This window comes from Kocuria nitroreducens (assembly GCF_042879195.1).
GTDB classification, from domain to species: domain Bacteria; phylum Actinomycetota; class Actinomycetes; order Actinomycetales; family Micrococcaceae; genus Kocuria; species Kocuria nitroreducens.
In genome coordinates this window covers 25,819-50,326 of the sequence record NZ_JBHZTC010000021.1, presented here as the reverse complement: position 1 = coordinate 50,326, position 24,508 = coordinate 25,819, and the positions used below count along the sequence as shown (strand labels likewise).

General features: G+C 73.0%; 21 protein-coding genes and 1 tRNA gene. 11 read left to right on the top strand and 11 right to left on the bottom strand.

Annotation, left to right across the window (positions count from 1 at the left end):
• Positions 1-35 precede the first annotated feature (35 nt).
• Positions 36-1,682, bottom strand: a complete 1,647-nt coding sequence (locus ACFYE1_RS14255; protein WP_387744108.1) for an SLC13 family permease — start codon at positions 1,680-1,682, stop codon at positions 36-38.
• Between the two features lie 281 nt (positions 1,683-1,963).
• On the opposite strand from ACFYE1_RS14255, the gene ACFYE1_RS14250 reads away from it, so the two are divergent.
• Genes ACFYE1_RS14250 through ACFYE1_RS14215 form a run of 8 tightly spaced genes read left to right on the top strand, consistent with a single transcriptional unit; the run spans position 1,964 to position 9,197 of the window.
• On the top strand, positions 1,964-2,224 hold the full coding sequence (locus ACFYE1_RS14250; protein ID WP_387744105.1) for a monovalent cation/H+ antiporter complex subunit F: 261 nt from the start codon (positions 1,964-1,966) through the stop codon (positions 2,222-2,224).
• A complete protein-coding gene (locus tag ACFYE1_RS14245) occupies positions 2,221-2,556 on the top strand; it encodes a cation:proton antiporter (protein WP_387744102.1) in 336 nt (111 codons plus the stop codon). The genes ACFYE1_RS14250 and ACFYE1_RS14245 overlap by 4 nt, the downstream gene beginning before the upstream one ends.
• Positions 2,549-3,523, top strand: a complete 975-nt coding sequence (locus tag ACFYE1_RS14240) for a hydrogenase subunit MbhD domain-containing protein (protein ID WP_387744099.1) — start codon at positions 2,549-2,551, stop codon at positions 3,521-3,523. The genes ACFYE1_RS14245 and ACFYE1_RS14240 overlap by 8 nt, the downstream gene beginning before the upstream one ends.
• Positions 3,520-3,828, top strand: a complete 309-nt coding sequence (locus tag ACFYE1_RS14235) for an NADH-quinone oxidoreductase subunit K (protein WP_387744096.1) — start codon at positions 3,520-3,522, stop codon at positions 3,826-3,828. Before ACFYE1_RS14240 ends, ACFYE1_RS14235 begins: the two co-directional genes overlap by 4 nt.
• Positions 3,825-5,300, top strand: a complete 1,476-nt coding sequence (locus ACFYE1_RS14230) for a complex I subunit 5 family protein (protein ID WP_387744093.1) — start codon at positions 3,825-3,827, stop codon at positions 5,298-5,300. Before ACFYE1_RS14235 ends, ACFYE1_RS14230 begins: the two co-directional genes overlap by 4 nt.
• Positions 5,297-6,841 carry a complex I subunit 5 family protein gene (locus ACFYE1_RS14225; RefSeq protein ID WP_387744091.1) on the top strand — a complete coding sequence of 515 codons (1,545 nt, stop codon included), beginning with the start codon at positions 5,297-5,299 and terminating at the stop codon, positions 6,839-6,841. The genes ACFYE1_RS14230 and ACFYE1_RS14225 overlap by 4 nt, the downstream gene beginning before the upstream one ends.
• Positions 6,838-8,643 carry a complex I subunit 5 family protein gene (locus tag ACFYE1_RS14220; RefSeq protein ID WP_387744088.1) on the top strand — a complete coding sequence of 602 codons (1,806 nt, stop codon included), beginning with the start codon at positions 6,838-6,840 and terminating at the stop codon, positions 8,641-8,643. The genes ACFYE1_RS14225 and ACFYE1_RS14220 overlap by 4 nt, the downstream gene beginning before the upstream one ends.
• Before the next feature lie 8 nt (positions 8,644-8,651).
• The gene (locus ACFYE1_RS14215; protein WP_387744085.1) at positions 8,652-9,197 is read left to right on the top strand and encodes a Na+/H+ antiporter subunit E; all 546 of its coding nucleotides are present in this window, start codon (positions 8,652-8,654) and stop codon (positions 9,195-9,197) included.
• 101 nt (positions 9,198-9,298) lie between these two features.
• Here the strand turns inward: ACFYE1_RS14215 and ACFYE1_RS14210 are convergent, their stop codons facing one another.
• From ACFYE1_RS14210 to ACFYE1_RS14190, 5 genes are read right to left on the bottom strand one after another with little or no spacing between them, the layout of a single operon-like run.
• Positions 9,299-10,429, bottom strand: a complete 1,131-nt coding sequence (locus ACFYE1_RS14210) for an ABC transporter ATP-binding protein (protein ID WP_387744083.1) — start codon at positions 10,427-10,429, stop codon at positions 9,299-9,301.
• Positions 10,426-11,463 carry an ABC transporter ATP-binding protein gene (locus ACFYE1_RS14205; RefSeq protein WP_387744080.1) on the bottom strand — a complete coding sequence of 346 codons (1,038 nt, stop codon included), beginning with the start codon at positions 11,461-11,463 and terminating at the stop codon, positions 10,426-10,428. The genes ACFYE1_RS14210 and ACFYE1_RS14205 overlap by 4 nt, the downstream gene beginning before the upstream one ends.
• The gene (locus tag ACFYE1_RS14200) at positions 11,463-12,431 is read right to left on the bottom strand and encodes an ABC transporter permease (protein WP_387744077.1); all 969 of its coding nucleotides are present in this window, start codon (positions 12,429-12,431) and stop codon (positions 11,463-11,465) included. Before ACFYE1_RS14200 ends, ACFYE1_RS14205 begins: the two co-directional genes overlap by 1 nt.
• Positions 12,428-13,384 (bottom strand): ABC transporter permease, encoded by a 957-nt coding sequence (locus ACFYE1_RS14195; RefSeq protein WP_387744074.1) that lies wholly within the window; start codon positions 13,382-13,384, stop codon positions 12,428-12,430. The genes ACFYE1_RS14200 and ACFYE1_RS14195 overlap by 4 nt, the downstream gene beginning before the upstream one ends.
• A complete protein-coding gene (locus ACFYE1_RS14190; RefSeq protein ID WP_387744071.1) occupies positions 13,381-14,919 on the bottom strand; it encodes an ABC transporter substrate-binding protein in 1,539 nt (512 codons plus the stop codon). Before ACFYE1_RS14190 ends, ACFYE1_RS14195 begins: the two co-directional genes overlap by 4 nt.
• Positions 14,920-15,168: 249 nt before the next feature.
• On the opposite strand from ACFYE1_RS14190, the gene ACFYE1_RS14185 reads away from it, so the two are divergent.
• A complete protein-coding gene (locus ACFYE1_RS14185) occupies positions 15,169-15,894 on the top strand; it encodes a DUF1028 domain-containing protein (protein WP_387744068.1) in 726 nt (241 codons plus the stop codon).
• A 46-nt stretch (positions 15,895-15,940) separates the two neighbouring features.
• Positions 15,941-17,176 carry a CapA family protein gene (locus ACFYE1_RS14180; RefSeq protein WP_387744065.1) on the top strand — a complete coding sequence of 412 codons (1,236 nt, stop codon included), beginning with the start codon at positions 15,941-15,943 and terminating at the stop codon, positions 17,174-17,176.
• 3 nt (positions 17,177-17,179) lie between these two features.
• On the opposite strand, the gene ACFYE1_RS14175 is transcribed toward ACFYE1_RS14180, so the two are convergent.
• The 4 genes from ACFYE1_RS14175 to ACFYE1_RS14160 form a co-directional block, all read right to left on the bottom strand.
• Positions 17,180-18,067, bottom strand: a complete 888-nt coding sequence (locus ACFYE1_RS14175) for an endonuclease/exonuclease/phosphatase family protein (RefSeq protein ID WP_387744062.1) — start codon at positions 18,065-18,067, stop codon at positions 17,180-17,182.
• A 157-nt stretch (positions 18,068-18,224) separates the two neighbouring features.
• Entirely contained in the window at positions 18,225-21,197 is a 2,973-nt protein-coding gene (locus ACFYE1_RS14170; protein WP_387744059.1) for a glycosyl hydrolase family 65 protein, read from the bottom strand.
• Between the two features lie 55 nt (positions 21,198-21,252).
• Entirely contained in the window at positions 21,253-22,449 is a 1,197-nt protein-coding gene (gene serA / locus ACFYE1_RS14165) for a phosphoglycerate dehydrogenase (RefSeq protein ID WP_387744056.1), read from the bottom strand.
• A gap of 178 nt (positions 22,450-22,627) precedes the next feature.
• Positions 22,628-22,714: transfer RNA gene (locus ACFYE1_RS14160), tRNA-Leu, on the bottom strand.
• Positions 22,715-22,861: 147 nt separating this feature from the next.
• Between ACFYE1_RS14160 and ACFYE1_RS14155 the strand changes: the two genes are divergently transcribed.
• Entirely contained in the window at positions 22,862-23,719 is an 858-nt protein-coding gene (locus tag ACFYE1_RS14155; protein ID WP_387744053.1) for a formate/nitrite transporter family protein, read from the top strand.
• Between the two features lie 3 nt (positions 23,720-23,722).
• Here the strand turns inward: ACFYE1_RS14155 and ACFYE1_RS14150 are convergent, their stop codons facing one another.
• Entirely contained in the window at positions 23,723-24,505 is a 783-nt protein-coding gene (locus ACFYE1_RS14150; protein WP_387744050.1) for a metal-dependent hydrolase, read from the bottom strand.
• Positions 24,506-24,508: the final 3 nt, after the last annotated feature.

The window sequence follows — 24,508 nt, the reverse complement described above, 5'->3', positions numbered from 1 at the left end:
GGGCCGCCGCGCGCCGACCGACGCGCACGGACCGGTCAGTACACGATGGAGAACACCTGGACGCCCAGGGTCATGGTCACCAGGGTGATCAGGACGATGCCGATGATGTTCAGCAGCACCCCGCCCTTGATCATCTGGCCGATCGTCACGTAGCCGGAGCCGAAGGCGATGGCGTTGGGCGGAGTGGCCACCGGCAGCATGAACGCGCAGGTTGCTGCCAGGGCCACGGGGATGGCCAGCAGCATGGGGTCCAGGCCCAGGCCGAGGGCCACGCCGCCGGAGACCGGCAGGAACGTGGCCGCAGTGGCCGTGTTGCTGGTGAGCTCCGTGAGGAAGAGGATGCCGGCCGCGAGGATCGCCACGAGCAGGAGCACCGGCACCGTGCCGAGGGCAGCGGCGCCCTGTCCGATCCAGTCGGTGAGACCGGAGGAGGAGAACTGCGACGACAGGGCCAGCCCACCGCCGAAGAGCAGGAGCACGCCCCACGGCAGCTTCACCGCGGACTCCCAGTCCAGCAGCCGGACCCCGCGCTGAGCGCCGGCGGGCAGCGTGAACAGCAGCAGCCCCACGACCATGGCGATGCCCGCGTCGCTGATCGGCGGGGAGTCGAAGAGGATGGGCACGAACACCCAGCTGAGGGCGGCCAGCGCGAAGATGGCGAGCACGAGCTTCTCCCCGGTGGACATGGGGCCCAGCTTGTCCAGCTCCAGGTTGATGAGTCTCCTGCCGCCGGGGATCTCGTCGATCTCCGGCTTGAACAGGACCTTGGTGAGCAGGATCCAGGCGATGACGAGCATCACGAAGGACAGCGGAACGCCCACGAGCATCCACTGGCCGAACCCGACGTCGATGCCGTGCGCCTCCTGGAGGTAGCCGACCATGAGCGTGTTCGGCGGGGTGCCGATGATGGTGCTGAGCGAGCCGATCGAGGCGGCGTAGGCGATGCCGAGCATCAGGGCGGTGCCGAAGTTGGAGGCGATGATGGCCTCCTTCACCTCGGCGCTCTGCGGATCGGCACCCTCCAGGTCGGCGTCCTGCAGCGCTGCCCCGTCCGCACTGCCGCCCTCCGCGGCGGCGTCGGCCATGAGGTTGGGGAGCAGCAGCAGGACGGAGACACCGATGGGGATCATCATGACGGCCGTGGCGGTGTTCGACACCCACATGCTGAGGAAGGCGGTGGCCACCATGAACCCGGCCACCATCTGGGCCGGCTTGGTCCCCATCACGCGCACGGTGCGCAGGGCGATCCTGCGGTGCAGGTTCCAGCGCTGCATCGCCAGCGCCAGCAGGAACCCGCCCATGAACAGGAAGATGATGTTGCTGCCGTAGGAGGCGCCGACGTCGTCCACGGCGACGTCCTCCCCGAGCACGGGGAAGACGATCAGCGGGAGCAGGGCGGTGGCCGGGATCGGGATGGCCTCCGTCATCCACCACACGCCCATCAGGACGGCGGTGGCGGCGGTGAGCTTGGCGGGGTGGGCCAGGTCGGCGGGCATGACGACGTAGACCAGCAGGGCCAGGACCAGGCCCACGGCGAGCCCGGCCCACCTGATCCGGTGCGTCTTGGCGGGCTCCGGGGGTGCCTGCTCCCCGGGGGAGCGGTGGTCGGCGTCCTCCGCCTCGCTCGGCCGGGGACTGCGCTGCTCCGAGGGGGCTCCGGGGACGGACGGCGTGCTGGCCATGTCTGCTCCAACTCCAATCGCGGCGGGTCGGGATGCTCACAGTCTAGGGGTGGAGCCACCCACGGCGTGGCCTGTGACGCCCTGTTGGGCCGCTCTGCGGGGCCGTCCGGCCGGACCCGCCGGGCCCCTGGAACCGGCTGATAGGGTCGGAACCGACCCTCCGGCACGAGGAGCACGATGCGCCACGACGCCCGTCGCCGATCCGGGAACGGAGCCGTCCACGACCAGCCGGCCGACCGGTCATCGACCCTGCGCGCCGGCGGTCGGCACGGGGACCCACCATGATCGAGCCGGTCCTCGACGGGGTCGCCGTGGTGCTCGGCGCCAACCTCCTGCTCTGCCTGGTCCGGGTCCTGCGCGGGCCGACCGGCCGCGACCGCCTCCTGGGCGTCCTCCTCACGGGCACCACGGGTGCGGCGCTCCTCGCCGTCCTGTCCGTGAGCACAGGCGTGCCGGCCGTGCGCGACGCCGCCCTGGTCATGATGGCGCTGGCCGCCGTGGTGGCGGTGTCCCGGCTGCGGGCGGAGGCGGAGGAACCGTGACCGCGGACCTGGCCCTGGACCTGCTCTCGACCGTCCTCGTCGTGGCCGGCACGGCCTTCTTCACCATCGGCACCGTCGGTCTGCTGCGGCTGCCGGACCTGCGCACCCGTCTGCACGCCCTCACGAAGGCCGACAACCTGGGCCTGGGCCTGGTGATCGCCGGACTGGTCGTCCAGGCGGGCTCGGTGGGCGCCGCCGCCAAGCTGATCGTGATCTGGTCGCTGGCCATGCTCACCTCTCCGGTGGTCGCCTCCCTGCTGGCCCGGCGCGAGGGGCTCCGCCCGGCGGGGGAGGCCGCGGGCGGACCGGCCGAGGAGGCCGCCGATGGGTGACGAGCCGCTCAGGGCCCTGGACGTCGTGCTCGGCCTCGCCGTGCTCGCCGGGGCGGTCGCGGCGGTGACGCCGCGGCGCCGGATGGGCGCCACCGTGTCCTTCCTGGTCCTCGGCGTGCTCCTGGTCGTGCTGTGGAGCCGTCTCGGCGCCCCGGACGTCGCCCTGGCCGAGGCAGCGATCGGCACGGGGGTGACGGGAGCGCTGTTCGTGGACACCGTGACCCGCGGGCACCACGCCCCCGAGGAGGACCGCCCGGCCTCCCGGGGGCCCGCGGCGGCGGCCGTGCTCGGGGTTCTGGCCGGTGTGCTCCTCGGAGCCGGTCTGGCGGTGACGCTCGTGCGGGCCGTCAGGAGCGGGCGCACGGGTCTCACCGAGCCGGTGCTCGCGCGGATGGGCGAGTCGGGCGTCGACCACCCCGTGACGGCCGTGCTGCTGAACTTCCGCTCCTACGACACGCTCCTGGAGATCGCCGTGCTGTTCGTCGCGGTCCTGGCCGTCGCCGTGACCCTGGGCACCGGACCGGGCCGGCCGGTCGCCGCGGCCGGCCCGGCCCGGCCCGTCGCCGCGGCCGGGCGGCCGGACACCCTCGTCTGGTTCTGCCGGGTGATCTCCCCGGTGCTGCTGCTGATCGCGGCGTGGGTGCTGTTCGCGGGATCGGACCGTCCCGGTGGCGCATTTCAGGCGGGCGCCGTGCTGGCCGGTGCCCTGATCCTCATGAACACGGCCGGGCTGGGGCCGTCGCCGCGGCACGGTGGGCTGCTGCGCGCGGCCCTGGTGGTCGGTCTCCTGGCCTTCCTCGCCGCGGCGGCCTGGGGACCGGCGACGGGGGGTGCATGGCTGGCCCTGGACCCGGCGTGGGCCGGGTGGGTGATCGTGGCCGTGGAGACGACGCTGGCGCTGAGCATCGGGACCGCGCTGACCGTGGTGTTCCTGGCGCTGGGCCGGGGGCGGGTGGACACCCCGTGAGCGTCCTCGAGTGGTACCTGTGCGTCGCCGCGGGCCTGACCGTCCTGGGCTCCGTGCGCCTGCTGCTGGCACGCGATCCGCTCGTGCGCCTCATCTGCCTCAACGTGGCCGGCAGCGGGGCCCTGCTGTCCCTGGTGGTCCTGGCCGCGCGCTCGGACCCGCCCGACCCGGTGCCGCACGCCCTGGTCCTCACGGGCATCGTGATCACCGTGGCCTTCACGGGGGTGGGACTGGTCCTGCTGCGGCGCACCGAGGAGGCCCCGCCGGACCCCGGGGACCCGACGGGGGAGGGGAACGGTCCGTGAACGACTCCTCCGCGCTGCTCGGGCTGGTGGTGCTCGCCCCGCTGGTCCTCGTGGTGCTCACCACCGTCCTGCCGGACCGGTGGCTGCCCCCGGTGAGCCTGCTGGGAACGGCCTCCGTGGCCGCGGCCGTCCTGACGCTCGTGGTGCACGTGGCCGGCTCCGGCGCGGCGGGGCACGACCTCGGCGGGTGGGGGTCCCCCCTGGGCATCGTCCTGCACGCCGACGGGCTCAGCGCGGTCTTCCTCCTGATGACCGCGCTCGTGGGCGCGGGCGTGACCGTGTACGCCGTCTCCGACCGCGCGGCCACCGGGGACGACGCCCGCTTCTGGCCCCTCTGGTTCGCCACCTGGGCGGGTCTCAACGCGGTCTACGTGGCCGGGGACCTCTTCAACACGTACGTGGCTCTCGAGGTCGTGGGGATCGCCGCCGTGGGACTCGTGGCCCTGGGCGGGCGGGCGGCGTGGGGCCCGGCCCTGCGCTACCTGCTGGTCGCGGTGCTGGGTTCGACGCTGCTCCTGGTGGTGGTGGCCCTCGTGTACGCGCAGGCCGGGACGCTCGACCTCCTCGCGGCCGGCGACCGGCTGGCGGCCGCCGAGTGGGACAATCGCTGGGCCGCGGTGCTGCTCGTCGCCGGGCTGGGCCTCAAGGCGGGCCTCGTGCCGATGCACGCGTGGCTGCCGCCCGCGCACGGGTCCGCGCCGACCGCCGTGAGCGCGATCCTGTCCGGCCTGGTGGTCAAGGCGGCGTTCTTCGTGCTGGTGCGCATGTGGTTCTGGGTCCTAGGCCCCGAGCCCACGGTGGGGGTGCTGCTCGGTCTGCTCGGCTCTCTCGCCGTGCTCTGGGGCGGGACGATGGCCCTGGCCCAGCAGCGGCTCAAGCAGGTCGTCGCCTACTCCACAGTCGTGCAGATGGGCTACCTCTTCCTGCTCTTCCCCCTGTCCGCGGCCACGGCGCACGATCCGGAGGCGCTGCGGGCGCTGTGGGGCGGGATGGCGGCGCTGGCCGTGGGCCACGGCTTCGCGAAGGCCTCGCTGTTCCTCTCGGCCGGAACGCTCAAGAGCGTCTACGGCACGGACGCGCTGCCCGGCCTGGCGCGCGTCGTGCGGCCGCTGCCGTCCGTGGTCATGGGGATGGGCGTCGCCTCGGTGACGCTGGCCGGCCTGCCGCCGAGCCTCGGCTTCGCGGGCAAGTGGCAGCTCGTCCTGGCGTCCGTGGGCAGCGGACAGTGGGGCTGGGCCGTGGTGGTGGTCGGCGGAGGGCTGCTCTCCGCCGCGTACCTGCTCAAGCCCCTGACGGTGATGCTGCGCGAACCGCGGGGAGGGTCGCTCCCGCTGCCCGAGTCCCGCCCGGCGTCCCGGCTGGTCCGCTGGGTCCCGCTCACGCTGGCACTGGTGCCGTTGCTGGCCGGTCTCGGCGGCCCGGTCCTCACCGAGCTGGTGGCCCCGGGGGCGCCACCGGGAGGTGGCCGATGACCACCGGCGGCTTCGCCTCCACCGGGCCCAGTGTGGTCCCGCTGGTCATGGTGCTGATCTCCCTGGTCCCCGGGACCGTCATCTTCTTCCTCCGCGAGGACCAGGTCCGGTCACGCTCGGCGCTCAACCTCGCCGCCGCCGTGGTCAAGCTGGTGCTGGTGGCAGCGCTCGTGCCGGTCGTGGTCGCCGGGGCCCGGCCGGAGTGGCGCACGCCCCTGTTCCCCGGAGTCGACCTCGTCCTCCGGGCGGAGCCGCTGTCCCTGCTGTTCGCCGGTCTCTCCGCGGTCCTGTGGCTGCTGACCACCGTCTACGCCATCGGCTACCTGGAGCAGTACTCCCACCGGAGCCGGTTCTTCGGGTTCTTCAGCCTGTGCGTGGCCGCCACGGTGGGGATCTCCTTCTCGGGCAACCTCGTGACCTTCCTGGTCTTCTTCGAGCTGCTCACCGTCACCACCTATCCGCTCGTGGCCCACTGGGGGACCGCCGAGGCGGTCCGGGCCGCGCGGCTGTACCTCTTCTACACGCTGTCCGGTGGGCTCAGCCTGCTGGCCGGGGTGGCGCTGCTGACCGTCCACGCCGGGTCGGTGGACTTCGCGGAGGGAGGCGCCGCCGCGGTACGGGTGTTCGCCGAGGAGGACCCGGCCGGCGCCGCGCTGGCCTTCGTGCTCATGGTGGCCGGGCTCGGGGTCAAGGCCGCCCTGTTCCCGCTGCACGGCTGGCTGCCCCGGGCCATGGTGGCGCCGGCGCCGGTCAGCGCCCTGCTGCACGCCGTGGCCGTGGTCAAGGCCGGGGTCTTCGGGATCGTCCGGGTGGTCGACGACGTCTACGGCGTGGACCTGGCCCATGCTCTCGGGGTCCTCGGCCCGCTGCTGGCCCTGGCCGCCTTCACGGTGGTCTTCGGCTCCGTCCTCGCCCTGCGGCAGCAGGACCTCAAACGACGTCTGGCCTACTCGACCGTCAGCCAGGTGTCCTACGTGACCATGGGCATCGCCATGTTCAGCGAGGCCGCGACCGCGGGCGGGCTGGTCCACCTGGTCCACCAGGGGCTGATGAAGATCACCCTCTTCTTCTGCGCCGGGATCTTCGCGGAGGTCCTCGGCGTGAAGACCGTGGCCGGGCTGGCGGGGGTGGGGCGCCGGATGCCGCTGACCGCGGCCGCATTCACGGTGGGCGCGGTCGGGATGATCGGCCTCCCGCCGATCGCGGGCTTCATCTCCAAGTGGCAGCTGGGGCGGGGTGCCCTGGACGCGGGTCACCCCGAGATCGTCGGGGTCCTGCTGCTCAGCGCGCTGCTCAACGCCGCCTACTTCCTGCCGGCCGTCTACGCCCTGTGGTTCCGGGAGCCGGAGGGCGGAGGGAACGACGGGGCGGCGCCTCCGGCGCGCGGCCGCCCCGGTCCCCTGCGGGAGGCACCGGGCGCCCTGCTCGTCCCCGTCCTGGCGACGGCGGCCCTGTCGCTCGCCGCGGGGGTGCTCGCGGGCGTCCCGTACTCGCCCCTGTGGCTGTCCCTGCTCGTCGCGGAGGGAGCGTACCCGGGATGACCGCCGCGCTGTGGACCCTCGCCCTGCTCTATCCGCTCGGGCTCGTCGCGGCCCTGGCCGTGAGCGGGCTCGCCGCCCCGGAGCGTGCCGCACGGAACCGCCGGCGCCTCATCCGCTGCGCCCCGCCGGCGGTGGTCCCGTTCGTGCTCCTGACCCTGTTGCCCCAGGACGGACCCGCCGGGCGCCCGGTGCTCGAGGTGCCCTGGATGCTGTTCGGGGTGTCCTGGGAGCTGGACCCGGTGGCACGGCCCCTGGTGCTCACGGGTGCGCTGCTCTACGGGGCGGCGCTCGCGACGACCACGTGGTCGAGGCCCTCGCCGGCGGACGGGACCGGCTCCGCCGGGCTCACCGGGTTCCTGCTCGTGAGCCTGGTCGGGAACATGGGCGTCTACGCGGCCGCGGACGCCGTGTCCTTCTATCTCTGCTTCGCGCTCATGAGCTTCGCGGCCTACGGACTCGTCGTGCACCACCGCACCCGGGAGGCGCGGCGCGCGGGACGCGTCTACCTCGTGCTGACCGTGCTGAGCGAGGCCGCGATCCTCGGCGCCCTGCTGCTCGTCGTGTCCGCGGGCGGGATGCGCCTCGCGGAGGCCCCCGCGGCCGCGGCCGGCTCCGAGCACCTCCACTGGATCGTGGGGCTGCTGCTCGTGGGCTTCGGCGTGAAGGCCGGCACCCTCCCGCTGCACGTGTGGCTGCCCCTCGCCCACCCGGCCGCCCCGCCGGCGGCCAGCGCCGTGCTCTCGGGCGCCATGGTCAAGGCCGGTCTGGTGGGGTGGCTCCGGTTCCTGCCCCTCGGCGAGGTCGCCCTCGAGCGCTGGGGCACGGCCCTGGTGGTGCTCGCCCTGCTCGGCGCGTTCCTCGCCGTGCCCGCGGGGGACCTGCAGGAGGACCCGAAGGTCGTGCTCGCGTACTCCACGATCAGCCAGACGGGGTTCCTCGGCGCCGTGGTCGGGGTGGCGCTGGCAGTCCCGGAGCTGGCCGAGGCGTGCATCGGTGCCGCGGTGGTGTACAGCGTGCACCACGGCTTCGCCAAGGGCGCCCTGTTCCTGGGGGTGCCGGTGTGGAAGCACTTCGGCGCCGCCCGCACCGCTCCGCTGGCCGCGCTGGGGCTGTGCGGGGCCGCCCTCGCCGTGGCCGGGGCGCCGCTCAGCTCCGGGGCGGTGGGCAAGTACGCCGCCAAGAACGCGGTCGAGGGCGTCACCGTGGCGGGCCTGGACCTCACGCAGCTGCTGCCGCTCGTGGCCACGGGCTCCACCCTGCTGCTGCTGCGCTTCGGGCTGCTCCTGGCGCGGACCGAGCGCGGACCGCAGCACCGGCCGGACGCCGAGCTGTGGGCGTGGCTGCTCGTCGTGCTGACCGGGATCACGGTGCCCTGGACCCTCACCCGGCAGTGGGTTCCGGTCGCGGCCTTCCCGGGGATCGAGCCGGTGACCCTCTGGGACGCCTCGTGGCCGATCCTGCTCGGCCTGGTGATCGGTGGTGCGTGGTGGTGGCTGTCGGCCCGGGACGCCGTCCCCGCATGGGCGGCGCACCCCGACGGACGCGCCGTGCCCCCCGGGGACCTGCTCGTCCCCGAGGAGCGCGTGCTGCGGCGGATCGGCCGGTCGGCCGCGCGCGCCGAGCAGGGCGCCGCCCGGACCGGGGCCGTGGTGCGGGCGGCCGCCCGCCGGGTTCGACCGGGACCCCGGAGGATCGCCGCCGTCGGGTCGGCGGTGCGCGCGGTGCACTCGTGGTCCGGCAGCGGAGTGGCGCTGCTCCTGCTGGTGACCGGCACGGCCGTGGCACTGGCGGTGGTCCCGTGAGGTGGGCGGTGGCGGTGGTGGTCCGCGGAGCGCTGCTCGGCCTGCTGTGGTGGGTGCTCACCGAGGGCGACTCCCCCGGGTGGTACTACGGGGTGGTGTCGGGCGCGGCGGCGCTCGTGCTCAGCCTGCGGCTCTCCCCGCCGACCGCACCGGGGGGCCACTACGTCTCCCGGGCCGGGAACACGGTCCGGCTGCTCCTCTGGTTCCTCGTCCACTCTGTGCTGGGCGGCATCGACGTCAGCCGCCGCATCCTGGCCCGGCGCGTGGACGTGGTCCCCGAGGTGCAGCGCCACCCCCTCCGCCTGGAACCGGGGCACCAGCGGCAGGTCGCCCTGGCCATGGTGAGCCTGATGCCCGGAACGCTCATGGTGTCCATGGAGGAGAACACCGCGCTGATCCACGTCCTGGACTCGCGGATCCGGGTCGCCGAGAACTGGGACGCCCTGCAGCGCAGGATCGCGGCGGCCGCCGGGGCACCCCTCCTGGGGGGTGGCTCGGATCGACAGGACGGGTCCGAGGAACCTCCCGCCGCTCCGAGGGGTGGCACGCCGTGAGCTCCGGCGGCCGGATCGCAGGACCGCCTGCGTCCCGTCCCCGGCGGCACCTGCCCGTGCCGGTGGTCCTCGAGGAGCCGTCGGGGGTCCGGGCCCCGGGCTCAGGCGCCGGGACCCGCCCAGGGCGCACGACGGGCCGTGGACGGTCGCGCAGGGCCTGCCGGCCCGGTGGCGGAGCGCACCGGTCGGGAGGTCCCGCGCGTGGACGCCTGCACCTCCGGCAGCCGGATGCACGCGGCCACGTGCTCCCGAGGGGCGCGCCGGGCCTCCGGAGGAGCACTCGGGGCCCCCGGCGGCGGGACCGGCTCGGGCACCGTCCGCGCGCACTCGTCGGCCGCCCACGGGCACCTCGTGCGGAAGACGCAGCCGGACGGCGGATCGAGGGGCGAGGGCACCTCGCCCTTGAGTGGGGCGGTCCGGCGGCGGCGCTCCGCCACGGGGTCGGCGGACGGGGCCGAGGCGAGCAGCGCCTTGGTGTACGGGTGGGCGGGGGCGTCGAAGACGTCCCGCACGCCCCCGTCCTCCATGAGCCGGCCGAGGTACATCACGAGGACGTGGTCGCTCATGTGCTCCACGACCGCGAGGTCGTGGGCGATGAAAAGGTACGTGAGCCCCAGCTCGCCCTGCAGCCGGTTGAGCAGGTTCATGATCTGTGCCTGGACGGAGACGTCCAGGGAGGCGGTCGCCTCGTCGAGGATGATGAGGTCCGGTTCGCCCGCGAGCGCCCGGGCGATGGACACGCGCTGGCGCTGCCCGCCCGAGAGCTCGTGCGGATACCGGTCGAGGAAGCGGCGGGAGAGGCCCACGAGCTCGAACAGCTCCTCCACCCGGCGGCGGCGCCCGTCCTTGTCCCCGCCGAGGCCGTGCACCTCGGGGGGCTCGGCCACGGCGCGGGAGACGTGCTGGCGGGGGTCCAGGGACGCGAACGGGTCCTGGAAGACCATGGCGATCCGCCGGCGCAGGGCCTTGAGCTCCCGGCCCCGCACCGAGGTGATGTCCTTGCCGTCGAGCAGCACGGTCCCCGCGCTGGGCTCCACCAGGTGCATCAGCGCGTTGGCCACCGTGGACTTGCCGGAGCCGGACTCGCCGACCAGGGACACCGTCTGCCCCCGGTGGATGTCGAAGTCGATCCCGGCCACGGCCTGCACCACGCCCTTGCCGCGGTCGGTGCTGACGGGGAAGCGGACCTGCAGGTCCCGCACGCTCAGCAGCGGCCGGTGGTCGTCGGTCATCGGGAGCCTCCTCGCCGGTCGGTGCCGTCCGGGCCCCTGCCGTAGAAGGTGCGGACCACGTGGTCCGGTCCCACCGGGGCCTCCGGCGGGCGCTCGGTCTCGCAGCGGGGGTCGCCGCGGACGGGGCAGCGGTCCCAGAACAGGCAGCCCTGGGGCAGGTGCTTCGGGTCCGGCGGGCTGCCGGGGATCACGGCGAGCTCGCCCTTGCCGTGGGCCGTCTGCGGCCGGGACGCCATGAGCCCCCGGGTGTAGGGGTGGCGGGGGTCGGTGAAGAGCTCCTCGAGGGGCGCGGACTCCACGATCTGCCCGCCGTAGAGCACGGCCACCCGGTCCGCGATCCCCGAGACCACGCCGAGGTCGTGGCTGATCCAGATCACGCTCATGCCCCGGGAGGCCTGCAGCTCCTTGACCCGCTCGAGGATCTGGGCCTGCGTCGTGACGTCGAGCGCGGTGGTGGGCTCGTCCGCCACGAGCAGCTCGGGGTCGCAGGCCAGGGCCACGGCGATCATCACGCGCTGCTTCATCCCGCCCGAGAGCTGGTGGGGGTAGGAGGAGAGGCGGGACGGCGGGTCGGGGATGCCGACGGCCTCGAGCAGCTCGAGCGCCCGGCGCCGAGCGTCGCGGCGGGTGAGGCCGAGGTGGAAGCGCGGTGCCTCCGTGAGCTGCTGCTCGACGGTCAGCACCGGGTTGAGGGACGTGGAGGGGTCCTGGAAGATGAAGCCCACCCGCCTCCCGTGGACGCCGCGCAGCTGCCGGGGGCTCATCGTCACGATGTCCTGACCGTCCAGCAGGGACTGCCCGCTCACCCGGGCGGGCGGGGAGTCGATCAGGCCGGTGGCCGCGAGCACCGTCATGGACTTGCCGGACCCGGACTCGCCCACGATGCCCAGGGTCCCGCCCCGGGGGACGGCGAAGGACACGCCGTTGACGATCTCCGCGGGGCCGATCCGGACGGCGAGGTCCCGCACGTCGAGCAGCACGTCCCGGTCGGAGGACGCCGGGGCGGTGGGGCGGCGGGGCTCGGTCGTGCGCATCAGGCGCTCCTCCGGATCTCGTCGGCCGTCCGCTGCCGCGGGTCGAGGACGTCGCGCATGCCGTCGCCCACCAGGTTGAACGCCAGCACGGTGCAGAAGATGGCCAGGCCCGGGAACACGCTCATCCACCAGGCGTCGTAGATGAAGGCCTGCGCGTCGTAGAGCATCCGTCCCCACGAGGGCTCGGGCGGCTGGACGCCCAATCCCAGGAAGGACAGCGCCGCCTCGGAGAGGATCGCGAAGGCCAGCGAGAGGGAGGTCTGGACGGTGATGGGCCCCATGATGTTCGGCAGCACGTGGCGGCGCAGGATGAGCCCGTCGGACGCCCCGATGGACTGGGAGGCCTTGACGTAGAGCTCCTCGCGCACGGCCAGTGTGGAGGCCCGCGTGATGCGGGCGAAGATGGGCGTGTAGACCACCCCGATCGCGATCATCGCGGTGGTCAGCCCGGGGCCCAGGACGGCCACGATCGCCATGGCCAGCAGCAGGATGGGGAACGCGAAGAGCACGTCCGCGCTGCGCATGATGACCGTGTCGAGCCAGCCGCCGAAGAAGCCGGCCACGAGTCCGAGGGCCACGCCGACCACCAGGGCGATGCCCACGGCCACGAGCCCCACGGTCAGCGAGATCCGGGCGGAGAGCACCACGCGGGAGAACACGTCCCGGCCCAGCTCGTCGGTGCCGAACAGGTGCGTTCCCGAGGGCGGCTGCAGGGCGTTGACCACGTCGATGTCGTTCGCCCCGAAGGGGGCTATCCACCGTCCGAGCACGGCGAGCAGGAGCACGACGACGAGGATGGCCAGCCCGGCGGCCGTGACCTTGTTCGAGACCAGCATCCGCAGGGTGCCGGTGCGGCTGACCTCCTCCGGGGTCTCCGCCGGCTCGGCGGGCCGGGGGGCGGGCCCGGTGCGGCCGTCCCCGGCGCCCGGGGCGCGGCGGTCGGGCGAAGGCGTCTCGGAGCTGCTCATGACACACGGATCCTCGGGTCGACGACGGCGTACAGGATGTCCACCAGCAGGTTGATCAGCAGGAAGATGAGGGCGATCAGCAGCACGGTGCCCTGGACCACCGGGTAGTCGCGGGCTGCGACGGCGTCGAAGACCAGCCGGCCCAGCCCCGGCCAGGCGAAGACCACCTCGATGACGATGAGTCCGCCGAGCATCGTCGCGGCCTGGACGCCGGCGACCGTGAGGATCGGCACGAGCGCGTTGCGCATCACGTGCCGGCCGACCACCGTGCGGCGGGGCAGCCCCTTGGAGCGGGCGGTGCGCACGTAGTTGGAGCCGACGACGTCGAGCACTGCGGAGCGGACGTAGCGGGTCATGATCGACCCGGAGACCACGCCGACGGCGAGCCCCGGCAGGACCACCCGCTGGAGCCAGCCCCACGGGTCCTCCGTGAAGGGCACGTATCCGGACGGGGGCAGCAGCCCCAGCATCGTCGAGAAGACGATGATCAGCAGCAGGCCGAGCCAGAAGTCCGGGACCGAGACGCCGAACTGGCTCACGGCGCGGATCCCGCCGTCCGCCGCGGAGCCGCGGCGCAGGGCGGCCCAGGTGCCGAGCGGGAACGCGATGAGCAGGGCGATCGTGATGCCGGCGAGACCGAGGGACACGGTGGCCGGCAGCCGGTCCAGCAGGATGAGGGTCACCGGTTCGCCGCTGCGGAAGCTCACCCCGAGGTTGCCGGTGAGGGCGTTGCCGATGTAGGCGAAGAACTGCACGAGCAGCGGCCGGTCCAGCCCGGAGGCCTCCCGCAGGGCGTCGTAGGACTCCTGGGTGAAGCGGGTGCCGAGGGCCACCCGCACGGGGTCCCCGGGGACGAGCTGGAGGAGGGCGAAGACCACGACCAGCACCCCGAAGAGCACCACCACGGTGTGCAGCAGGCGCTTGACGAGAAATCTGAGGAGCGGGCTGCTCATTCGGTGTCCTCCTCGAGCCGGACGTCCTTGAACCGGACCGCGCGGTCCGGGCGGGCCTCGTAGCCCTTCAGGTCCGGGGACCACGCCTGGACCACGTCGGGGTTGTACAGGTAGACGTAGCTGGCGTCGTCCACGATCTGCTCCGCGGCCCGGCCGTAGAGCTCCTTGCGGGCGTCCTGGTCGGTCTCGGTGCGCCCCCCGTCCAGGAGCCGGTCGACCTCGGGGTTGCTGTAGCCCTGGGCGTTGTTCGACCCCTCGGAGTGGTGCTGGTTGTAGTAGTAGTCGTTGACGTCCACGTTGCCGAGCCAGCCCAGCAGCAGCATGTCGAAGTTGCCCTGGGCCTGCTCGTCGAGCCAGGTGGCGAAGTCGAGGGTCCGGATGTCGGTGGCGACCCCGATGTCGGCGAGGTTCGCGGAGATCACCTGGGCGGCCGTGACGGTCTCGGGGTACTCGTTGGTGACCATGAGCTCGACGGTCTCCCCGGTCAGCCCGGAGCTCTCCGCGAGCTCCCGGGCGCGTTCCGGGTCCTGCTCGAACGGAGCGTACTCGTGGTGCCACACGGACGTCTCGGGGACCGCGGTCTGGTTCAAGGTCGCGTTGCCGTACCAGGTGACCTGGGCGATCGCCTCCCGGTCGATGGCCTGCGCCACGGCCAGGCGCGCGTCGAGGGAGTCGAAGGGCGGACGGGCCTGGTTCATGGCCACGTACCAGTAGTCCGTCGAGGGGACCCCGGCGACCTCGACGTCGGGGTTCTGCCGCAGCGAGTTCACCCGCTGCGGCGGGATGGAGTCGGTCCAGTGCACCTCGCCCGCCGTGAGGTCCGCGAGCGCCGTGGTGCCCTCCGAGATGAACCGGTAGACGACCCCGGGGACGTGGGGGCCCTCGCCCCAGTAGCCGTCGTTGGCCCGCAGCGTCACGGCCGTGCTCGCGGAGTTGCCCACCACCTCGAACGGCCCGGTGCCCACCGGGTCGAGCTGGACGTCGCCGCTCTCCACGTTCTGCCGCTCGACGATGGCCATGCCCTTGTACCCGCCGATCGCGGCGAGCAGGGCCGGCGTCGGCTGGGACACGTCGATGCGCACGGTGTGCTCGTCGACCGCCACCACGTCCTCGACGGCCGCCAGCCGGTAGGCGTTGGCCAGCTGCTCGTCGATGATCCGGTCGTAGGAGTACACGACATCCTCGGCCGTGAACGCGGAGCCGTCGTGGAACGTGACGCCCTCCCGCAGGCGGAACGTCCAGGAGAGCTGGTCCTCGCTGACCTCCCAGGACTCGGCGAGGGCGGGCTGCATCTCGAGGTCCCCGTCGGGCTCCACCAGGGTGTCGTAGACGTTCTCGAGGATCTGGAAGGAGAAGTAGGCGCTCGTGTTGTGGGGGTCGAGCTGGTCGGGCTCCCCGGCGATGGCCACCTCGAGGTAGTCGTCGGTGTCGACGTCCCCCGCCCCCGACAGGTCCACGCCCTCGCCCGTCGAGCAGGCGCCCAGGGCGAGGCACACGGCGCTCCCCACGGCGACGATCCGTGCTCCGCGTGCCATCCGCCGCCTCCCGGTGGTAGGAATGAGCCGTCCGCCCGGGAGGACCCGGCAGGTGCCCCGTCCGGCCGCCCTGCCGGTGCGCGCCCGGTCGTGGGTGTCGTCCCACCCTATGCACCCGGGGCGGACCACCACCACTACCGCCACCGCGTGTCCGACGTGCCGGTGCGGGGGACGTCGTCCCCCGCACCGCGCGGGGACAGCCATCGACAACGAACCGGTCGTCACGGACGTGACGGCCAGGAGGTGCTCGTGACCTACACCGTGATCGCCCGGAGCGCGGACTCCCGTCTGCTGGGGGCCGCCACGGCGAGCTGCTCGCTCGCCGTGGGCAACGCCGTTCCGGCGCTCGTGCCCACCGCCGGGGTGGTGGCCTCCCAGGCGTGGACCAACCGGCGGCTGCGCTTCGAGATGCTCCGCACCCTGCACCACGGGGGCACGGCCGAGGAGGCGATCGCCGCCCTGACCGACGCCGACCCCGACCTGGCGCTGCGCCAGGTGGCCGTCCTGCCCGTGGCGGGGCCCGGCGCGCACCTCACCGGCAGCCTGTGCACGCCCTGGGCCGGCGGTGTGGCCGGGGCGGACTTCGTGGTGGTCGGCAACTACCTGGCCGGCCCGGAGGTCGTCGAGGCGATGCGCGCGGCGATGGACGCGGCGCTCGCGGGACCCGGGCCGACCAGCAACGAGATGGCCGGTGCGCTCCTGGCGTGCCTGCGCGCGGGCCAGGACGCGGGCGGGGACAGCCGGGGGCAGCAGAGCGCCGCGGTGCTCGTGGCCGACACGCTCGCCGGCTTCCAGTACCCCGTGCTGCTCGACGTCGACCTGCGCGCCGACAACTCGCCCAGCCCGCTGGACGACCTGGAGGAGATGCTCGCACTGAAGGGCAGGGCCCACCCGGCACCGGCCGAGGTGGTGCCCAGCACCCCGGTCCCGCACCGTCCCGAGGACGAGGGGCTCTGGTCGACGGTCCTGTCCTGACCGGCCGCGGTGGGCGGCCCCCGCCGGGGTGGCCTACCCTCGGTCCATGACCTCTCGTCGTGTCCTTCCGCCGGTGCGCCGCGGCCCCGCGGCCGTCCTGGCCGCGGTCCTCCTGGTGGGAGCGACGGTCCTCTCCGGCTGCTCCCCGGAGCCGGCCGCACCGCCGGGGACCGCCCCGGCCGGGGACGGGGCGTCGTCGTCGGCCCCGTCGTCGGCCCCGTCCACGCCGGACCCGGGGCCCGCTCCGGACCGGCTGGAGGTCGTGGTCACCGGCGACGTCCTGCTCCATCCGGGGCTGTGGGCGCAGGCCGAGGCGGACGGGGACGGGGAGCTGGACTTCGGCCCGCTCGTGGAGGGGCTGCGCCCGTTCACGGAGAGCGCCGACCTCGCGATCTGCGACATGGAGACCCCGCTCGCCGCGCCCGAGGGCCCCTTCTCCGGCTATCCCTCGTTCGAGGTGCCGCCGCAGATCGCCCCGGCGCTGGCCGAGATCGGCTACGACGCCTGCACCACGGCCACGAACCACGCCGTGGACGCCGGCCCGGAGGGCCTCGAACGGACCCTCGCCGTCCTGGCGGACGCCGGGATCGCCACCACCGGAACGTACCGCACCGCGGAGGACGCGCGGGAGCCGCTGGTCCTGGACGTGGACGGCGTGGGCGTGGGACTGGTGACCGGGACCTACGGGCTCAACGGCAACGTCCCGGACGCCGCGTGGCGCGTGGACCTGCTGGACGTGCCGGAGATGGTCCGCAAGGCGCGTCAGGCCCGGGAGGCGGGGGCGGAGATCGTGCTGGCCGCGGTGCACGCCGGGGAGGAGTACTCCTCGGCGCCCGACCGGCAGCAGCTCGAGGTCACGCACGCGCTCGCCGACAGCGGGGAGTTCGACTTCGTCTACGGCCACCACACGCACTCGGTGCTGCCGATCGAGAAGCACGGGGACACCTGGATCGTCCACGGCCTGGGCAACAGCCTCTCGGAGCACGCCACCCGGGTGCCGGTCAACAACGAGGGCCTGACGGTCAGCATGTCCTTCGCGCGCGAGGACGGGCAGTGGGTCGCGGGCGACCCGGTGTGGACGCCGCACCTCCTCACCCTCGACCCGATCCGGTGGTGCGCGCTGCCGGCCGAGGACGTCTGCCGCTCCCCGGAGGAGGACGCGGCGTCCCTGGCGCGCACCGCGCGGACCGTGGGGTCGATGGGCGCGGGGGCCGACGGCGCCCGCCCGTGGCGCCCGCTCACCCTCAGCCCCGCAGGACCGCAGGGACCCGCAGGGCCGTAGCGCTCAGTCCTGTCCCAGGGTGACGAGCGCCTGCACCGGGGCGTGGTCGCTGGGGTGGCCCCCGGCGAAGCGGGCGGTGTTGATCGCGGCGCGGCTCACCCGGACGTCGGGGCCGGTCAGCACCCAGTCGATGCGCTCCTCGCCCTCGACGGCCTCGCCGTAGTCCGGGAAGGTGCCCCACGCGGGGGTGAGCCGTTCCTCGGCGGCCGTCCAGGTGTCGGCGAGCAGCCCGGAGCCCACGAGCGTCGCGTAGGCCCCGGAGTCGCCCGCGTCCGCGTTGAAGTCCCCGGTGACCACGGTGGGGGTGTCCGGGTGGAAGCTGTGCACGAGCTCGGCCAGGGCCTCCGCGCTGAGGTCCCGGGCGTCCTCGGAGTCGTGGTCGAAGTGGGTGTTGGCGAGCACGAGGTCGGTGCCGGTGCCGCGGTCCAGGAAACGGCCCCAGGTGATGATGCGCGGGACGTCGTTGCCCCACGTGGCGGAGCCGATGAGCTCCGGGGTGCCGGAGAGCCAGAACTGGTCCCACTCCAGCAGCTCCAGGCGCCGGGCGTCGTAGAAGATCGCCGAGTACTCGCCCTTGCTGCCCCCGGCGCGGCCGTAGCCGACCATCCGGTAGCCGGCCGGCAGCGACTGCTCCACCGCCGGCAGCTGGTGATGGAGGGCCTCCTGCACCCCGAGGAGCGTGGGCTGCTCGAGCTGCAGCAGCCGTGCCAGCCGGGGCGCGCGGTCGGGCCAGTGGTCCGGGTCCCCGGCGCGCGTGCCGCTGTGGTGGAAGCGGATGTTGTAGCTCATCACGTGCAGGGACCGGCCCGTGGCGGGGCCGATGAGCGGCGCCGCGGGGTCGGCGACACCGGGGGTCGCGGAACGGTCGAGAAGGACGGTGTCTGGTGACATCACTGCTCCAGGGTGGGGGAGTGCGGGCGCGTCGTCGTCCCATGGTGGACCGGGCGGCCCGACCACGGTGCCACCGAGGGGGAACCCCCGGTGATCGTCCGGTGAATTCGTGGGGTCCTCCACGGGGACCTCGGCCCCGTGGTGGGCGGTGCACGGCTCAGGCATCGGGCACCGCCACGGGGAAGTGCCGGATCTCCCCGGCGCGGAGCTCGTGGACCTCGCCGTCCACCCAGACGCGCACGGGCAGGGCGGGTCCGGGGCCGAGGTAGAGACGCAGCCCCTGCGGGGTGAGCTCCACCTGGATCGGCTGGTCCCGGTAGTGGATCGAGAAGGTCACCTCGGGCACCTGCGGGGGGATCGCCGGGCGGAACCAGAGCATGTCCTCCCGGATCTCCAGGCCCGTGTAGCAACGGGTCAGGATGTCCACGGAGCCGGCCATGGCCCCGAGGTGGATGCCCTCGCGGACCGTGTCCCCCTGGGCGTCGAGGAGGTCGCTGCTCAAGGCGCGGGTCAGGAACGACCAGGAGCCGCCGCGGTCGAGGCGCGACTCGACCCACGAGTGGACCACGTTGGACAGCGTGGACCCGTGGGCGGAGCGGGTGCGGTAGAAGGCCACGGTGGCTCGGAGCGACTCCGGCGGGAACGCGTAGCCCAGCTGCTCGAGCAGTTCGCGCAGCTCCAGGTCGGAGAGCAGGTAGAGCAGCATCAGGACGTCCGCCTGCTTGGAGAGCCGGTAGTCGTTGGTGGACAGACCCTCGGCGTCGAGGATGAGGTCCAGGCGGCCGATGCGGCCGTAGCGCTCCTGGTACTCCTCCCAGGAGAACTCCGGGAGGTCCCCGTAGCCCTCGAACTGGGCGAGCACGCCGTCGGCGAGGAACGGAACCCGCAGCCGGGTGCGGATCCGCTTCCAGCCCACCAGCTCGTCCTCGCGCAGGTCCAGCCGTTGCCACAGGGGCCCCCCGTAGTCCTTGCCGAGGCGGTCGATCATCTCCAGGGTCCGGGTGAGCAGCCACGCGGTCATGACGTTGGTGTAGGCGTTGTTGCGCAGGCCGGATCCGGGAGCGCCGGGATAGCCGTCGTGGAACTCGTCCGGCCCCATGACGCCCGTGATGTCGTAGCGGTCGTCCCGTGGGTCGTGGACGGCCAGGCCCGCGAAGAACCGGGCGATCTCCACCATGAGCTCCGCCCCCTCCTCCACGAGGAAACGGGTGTCCGCCGTGGACTGGAAGTACTGCCACACCGAATGGGCGATCGCCAGCCCGACGTGGTGCTGCAGCCTCGAGTTGTCCGGGATCCACCGCCCGGTCCGAGGGTTGAACAGGACCGTGGGCGTCTCCTCGCGGCCGTCGCTGCCGCTCTGCCACGGGAACATCGCCCCGGCGTGGCCGGCGCGTCGTGCGGCGTCCCGGGCCTCCCCGAGGCGCCGGTAGCGGTAGGCGAGCATCGACCGCGTCCATTCGGGCCGCCGCAGCGTGAGCATGGGGTAGACGAACATCTCGTCCCAGAAGATGTGGCCCCGGTAACCCTCACCGTGCAGCCCGCGGGCGGGCACGCCCGCGTCCAGGTCCGGCCCCGCAGCGGCCACCGCCTGCAGGACGTGGAAGGTGTTGAGGTTCACGGCGAGCCCCTCCTGCCCTCCTGTGCCGGTCGCGACGGCGAACGCGGACCACAGGGCCTGCCACGCCGCAACGTGGTGGCTCAGCAGCTCCTCGAAGGTCCCGGCCCGGGCCAGAGCCCCTGACGCCGCGAGCGCCGGCGTCGAGATCGCCCGATCCCGGGAGGTGGCGAAGGCGACGATCTTCTCGACCCGCACGGCCTCCCCGGCCTCCATCCCGATGTGCATCTCGTGGCCCGTCACCCGGGGGGCCGGCGTGACGGCGACCATCGATCCGGAGCGCCGTGCGCGGTTCTCCTCCAGCACCCGAGTGCGCATCGCCACCGCGATGTGGATCTGGGACTGGCTCGTCACGGTGTCCAGCAGGACCTTTCCGGGTCCCAGGTCCTCCACGGTGGTCGCGTCCAGGTGCCGGTCGGACAGCGCCGAGTACTCGCGGACGTTGCGGTTCGCGACGTCCGCGTCCACCAGGCTCCGGACGGTGAGCGTCCCGGACCAGTCCTCAGCCTCGAACTCTGTCTCCTGGCCCGCAAGGTGACGGTGGTCCTGGGAGACGAACCGGCGGGTGGTCACCCGGGTCGTCCGGCCGACGTCGTCCCGGAAACGGAGGCTGCGGGTCAGCACGCCGGTGCGCACGTCGAGGTCCTGCGCGTAGTCGAGGACGTTCTCCTGCGTCGGCAGGAACCAGTAGCCGTTGCCGACGCGGTACTGGAGCATCGTCCAGTCGGGGGCGTTGACCATGTGCTCGTCCTCGACGGTGAGCCCGTCGACGTCCGTGCGCAGGCGGTTGTAGACACCTGCCAGATAGGTCCCCGGGTAGTGCGGCCCCTGGGCACGCGACTCGCTCGCGGCGCCGCGGGTCGCCATGTACCCGTTCCCCAGCGTGCACAGGGACTCGCGCAGCCCCTCCTGCCGGGGGTCGAAGGACGTGTAGGTCAGGTTCCAGGGGCTGCCCTCGCCCGATCCGCCGCCCCACGCCGCGGTGCCGGACACGGGGGCCAGCGGCAGGTCGAGGGCCTCGAGGTCGTCGACCACGAAGTGGGCGCCCGCGGCGAGCAGCGGTCCGCGGCGGTCGGCGTCGCCGAGGCCGACGATGAGGCCGAACCCCTCGGTCACGGCCGTCCGCACCAGGCGGTGGCTGTCGGTGACGACGACGACGTGCTCGGGGTCGACTCCCAGCTGGCGGGAGGCGAGCCGCAGGGACGCGGACGGAGGATGCCGATGGGGACGCCGGGAGACGGGGCCGTCCGGACCGTCGTCCGGCGGGTCGGCGGCAACGACGACGTCGGCCAGGAACTCGGACGGCAGCTCCTGGCGGGCGGTGACGACCGCTGTGAGGACGCCTTCGGACTGCAGGCGCCCGAAGAGGGCCTGCGCGCCGGCGTCGGGCCTGTGCCGGTCGTCCAACTCCATGAGCACGGAGTGCGTCTCCTCGGCCGAGGGATCGAGGGCCAGCAGGACGGCCCCGAAGGTGCTCTCGCCGGGGACGACCGGTTCCACCTCGAGGCCGTTCATGCGGACATTGTGTCACCTGCCTCCGTCAGGTGCTGGAGGCGGGCGGGGCGGGGCGTCAGTTGATCGTGCTGAGGCGGATGGTCTCGGGCAGCCCCAGGATCTGCTCGATGACCTCCGGGGTCACGCCGTTGCCGGCGTCCGTGACGAGGTAGCCGGTGTCCCCGCGGGTGGACAGCTGCTGGCGGTCGATGTTGATGCCGTGGTCGCCGAGGACGCTGTTGACGGTCGCCAGGACGCCGGGGACGTTGCGGTGCAGGTGCAGGATGCGGGTCCCGTTGACGGCGGCGTCCAGCTGGACCTGCGGCATGTTCACCGACAGGGTCGTGGAGCCGGAGGCCACGAAGGCCGAGAGCTTCCCGGCCACGAACCGCCCGATGTCCACCTGCGCCTCCTGCGTGGAGCCGCCGATGTGCGGGGTGAGGATCACGTTGGGCAGGCGCTGCAGCACCGAGCTGAACGGGTCCCCGACCGCCTTGGGCTCGTTGGGGAAGACGTCCACCGAGGCGCCGGCGATGTGCCCGCTGACCAGGGCGTCCCGCAGGGCGTTGTAGTCGACCACCATGCCGCGGCACAGGTTCAGGAACAGGGACCGGGGGCGCATCCGCTCGAACTGCTCCCGGCCGAACAGGTTGTTGTTGTCGGCGCGGCCGTCCACGTGCAGGGAGACGGTCTCGACCCGCTCCAGCAGCTCCTCCAGCGTGTCGCAGCGCTGGGCGTTGCCGAGGGGCAGCCGGTCCACGACGTCGTAGTAGTAGACCCGCATGCCGAGCGTCTCGGCGAGCACGGACAGCTGGGAGCCGATGTTGCCGTATCCCACGATGCCGAGGGTGCGGCCGCGGACCTCGTGGGCGCCCTTGGCGGACTTGTCCCACACGCCCTCGTGCATGGCCTTGTTCTTGTCGGTGAGGTGCCGGGCCATCGAGATGATCTCGGCGATCGCGAGCTCCACCACGGACCGCGTGTTGGAGTAGGGGGCGTTGAAGCACGTCACCGCGTGCTCGGTGGCGGCCGCGAGGTCGATCTGGTTCGTGCCGATGCAGAAGGCGCCCACGGACAGCAGCTGCGGGTGGGCCTCGAACACCTCCCGGGTCACGTGGGTCTTCGACCGGATGCCGAGCAGCTCGACGCCCTCGAGCGCCTCGACGAGCTCTCCGGTGTCGAGGGCGCCCTGGCGGGTCTCCACCTCGATCCCCTTCTCGGACAGGATGCGCTCGGCCTCGGGGTGGACGTTCTCCAGGAGCAGTGCTTTCACAGTGGTCCAGTCTATGGCTCCGGGACGCGGGACGACGACGTCGGGCGTCACTGCGCGGTCGATGTGCTCCGGATCACGGTGCTTCGGCGGACTTGGGTGTTCCCTCGGGTCCCGCCGGCGGCGCGGGGCACGAAAAAGGCGAAGCGGGACATCCGTCGGATGTCCCGCTTCGCCTGCGTGGTGCGCGAGGGGGGAGTTGAACCCCCACGCCCTTTCGGGCACACGGACCTGAACCGTGCGCGTCTGCCTATTCCGCCACTCGCGCTCGTCGATCACCGCGGCGGACCGCTGTGGGCAACGACGACAATCCTACCCACACTCGTGTCCGATGGCCAATCGTGGCCGCGTGCCGTCCATCAGTAAGCTTGCTGCATCCCGGACGGGGATCGACTACGGCACTCAGGGGGCAGGGATGGAACCCGACAGCGAGAATCTCGAGGAGAAGCGCAAGGAGCTGGGCCGGACGGACGAACCGCTCGAGGACGAGCTGGTCGAGGGGTTCGAGAACACGGTCACCGAGGGCGCGGAACGACTGACCCGCACCTGGCGGGCGATGACCATCACGGGACTCTTCGGCGGGATCGACGTGGGTGTGGGCATCCTCGCCTACCTGGCGGTCAAAGAGGCCACCGGATCGGACCTGATGGCCGGCGCGGCGTTCGGCTTCGGCCTGCTCGCTCTCCAGCTCGCCCACTCGGAGCTGTTCACGGAGAACTTCCTGGTGCCCATCTACGCCGTCGTCTCCCGGCACAGCACCTGGTTGCAGCTGGCGCGCTTCTGGGTGGTGACCCTGTTGACCAACCTCGCGGGCGGGTGGCTGTTCACCTGGCTCATCGTGGCGGGATTCCCGCAGTTCCACGACGTCATGGAGGAGTCGGCGACCAAGTACCTCGAGGGGGGCCTCACGGTGGAGTCGGCCGCTCTGGCGCTCCTGGCCGGCAGCACCATCACGCTCGGGACGCGGATGAGCCAGGGGTCCAGCAACGAGGTGGTGCACGCCGTCATCGCGCTCATCGACGGACTGCTGGTCGTCGGGCTGGGCATGCTGCACGGAGCGCTGAACTCGGCCATCATCTTCGGCGCCATGCACGCGGGCTCCGACATCTCCTACACGGAGTGGTTGCTGTGGATGCTGTGGGTCATTCCGCTGAACATGGTGGGCGGGCTCGTCATCATCACCCTGCCGCGGCTCGTCCGCACCCTCGAGCTGATCAAGAAGGAGCGCGCGGCGCAGGAGAGCCGGCACGCCGACGACGGGCGGGTGGTCTGAGGATCAGGCGACCGCGAGCCCGGTGGTCAGGGCGAACGCCCCCCACAGGCCCGTCAGCGCGAAGAGGGTGATCGGGGCGAGCAGCGCGATCTCCACGGCCGAGCCGGCGTTGCCGATCAGCGGCACCGTGAGGAAGGACCGGTTCCTGTACACCGACCGGGGCAGGGGCAGCGGCATCCGCAGCGGGTAGAGCAGGTGGATCCCGCGCGTGGTCACCAGGTCCCCGGCGAGGTGGGCGACCACCCCCGTGGCCACGGCCGCGGGGAACCACCACTCGTGGGCGGGCGGGTGGAGTCCCACGACGACGCCCAGCCCGATCCCCACGACCCAGTTGAGCTTCGCGACCCGGTCCGGCACGAAGGCCAGCACCTGCACCGCGAAGGCGATGAGCAGCACGGACATCACCGCGGCGAGCGGCCACACCCGGCCCAGGCCCTCGACCGGGATCCCGATCTTCTGCGCGGCGGCCGCCAGGCCGGTGAACACCGCCACGCCCAGCACGGAGTGGGTGCCGCGCCGGTGCCCGCCGGAGAGCCGGCAGATCCCGCGGGCCAGCCACGTGGACAGCGGGCGCAGGGACCGGGCGACGGTCCCGTCCGGGTGGTCGAGGTCGGGGAGCAGCGCCGCCCCGGCGGTGACGAGCGCACCGGTGAGGACCCCGGTGTCGCCGACGTCCAGGACCCCCCAGCCGATCGGGACGGTGAGGTCCTGCAGGTGCAGCTGGTACTCGGCGGTCAGCGCCACCCACGCGGCCGCCCCGCAGGCCGCATGGCTCGGTCCCATCATGAG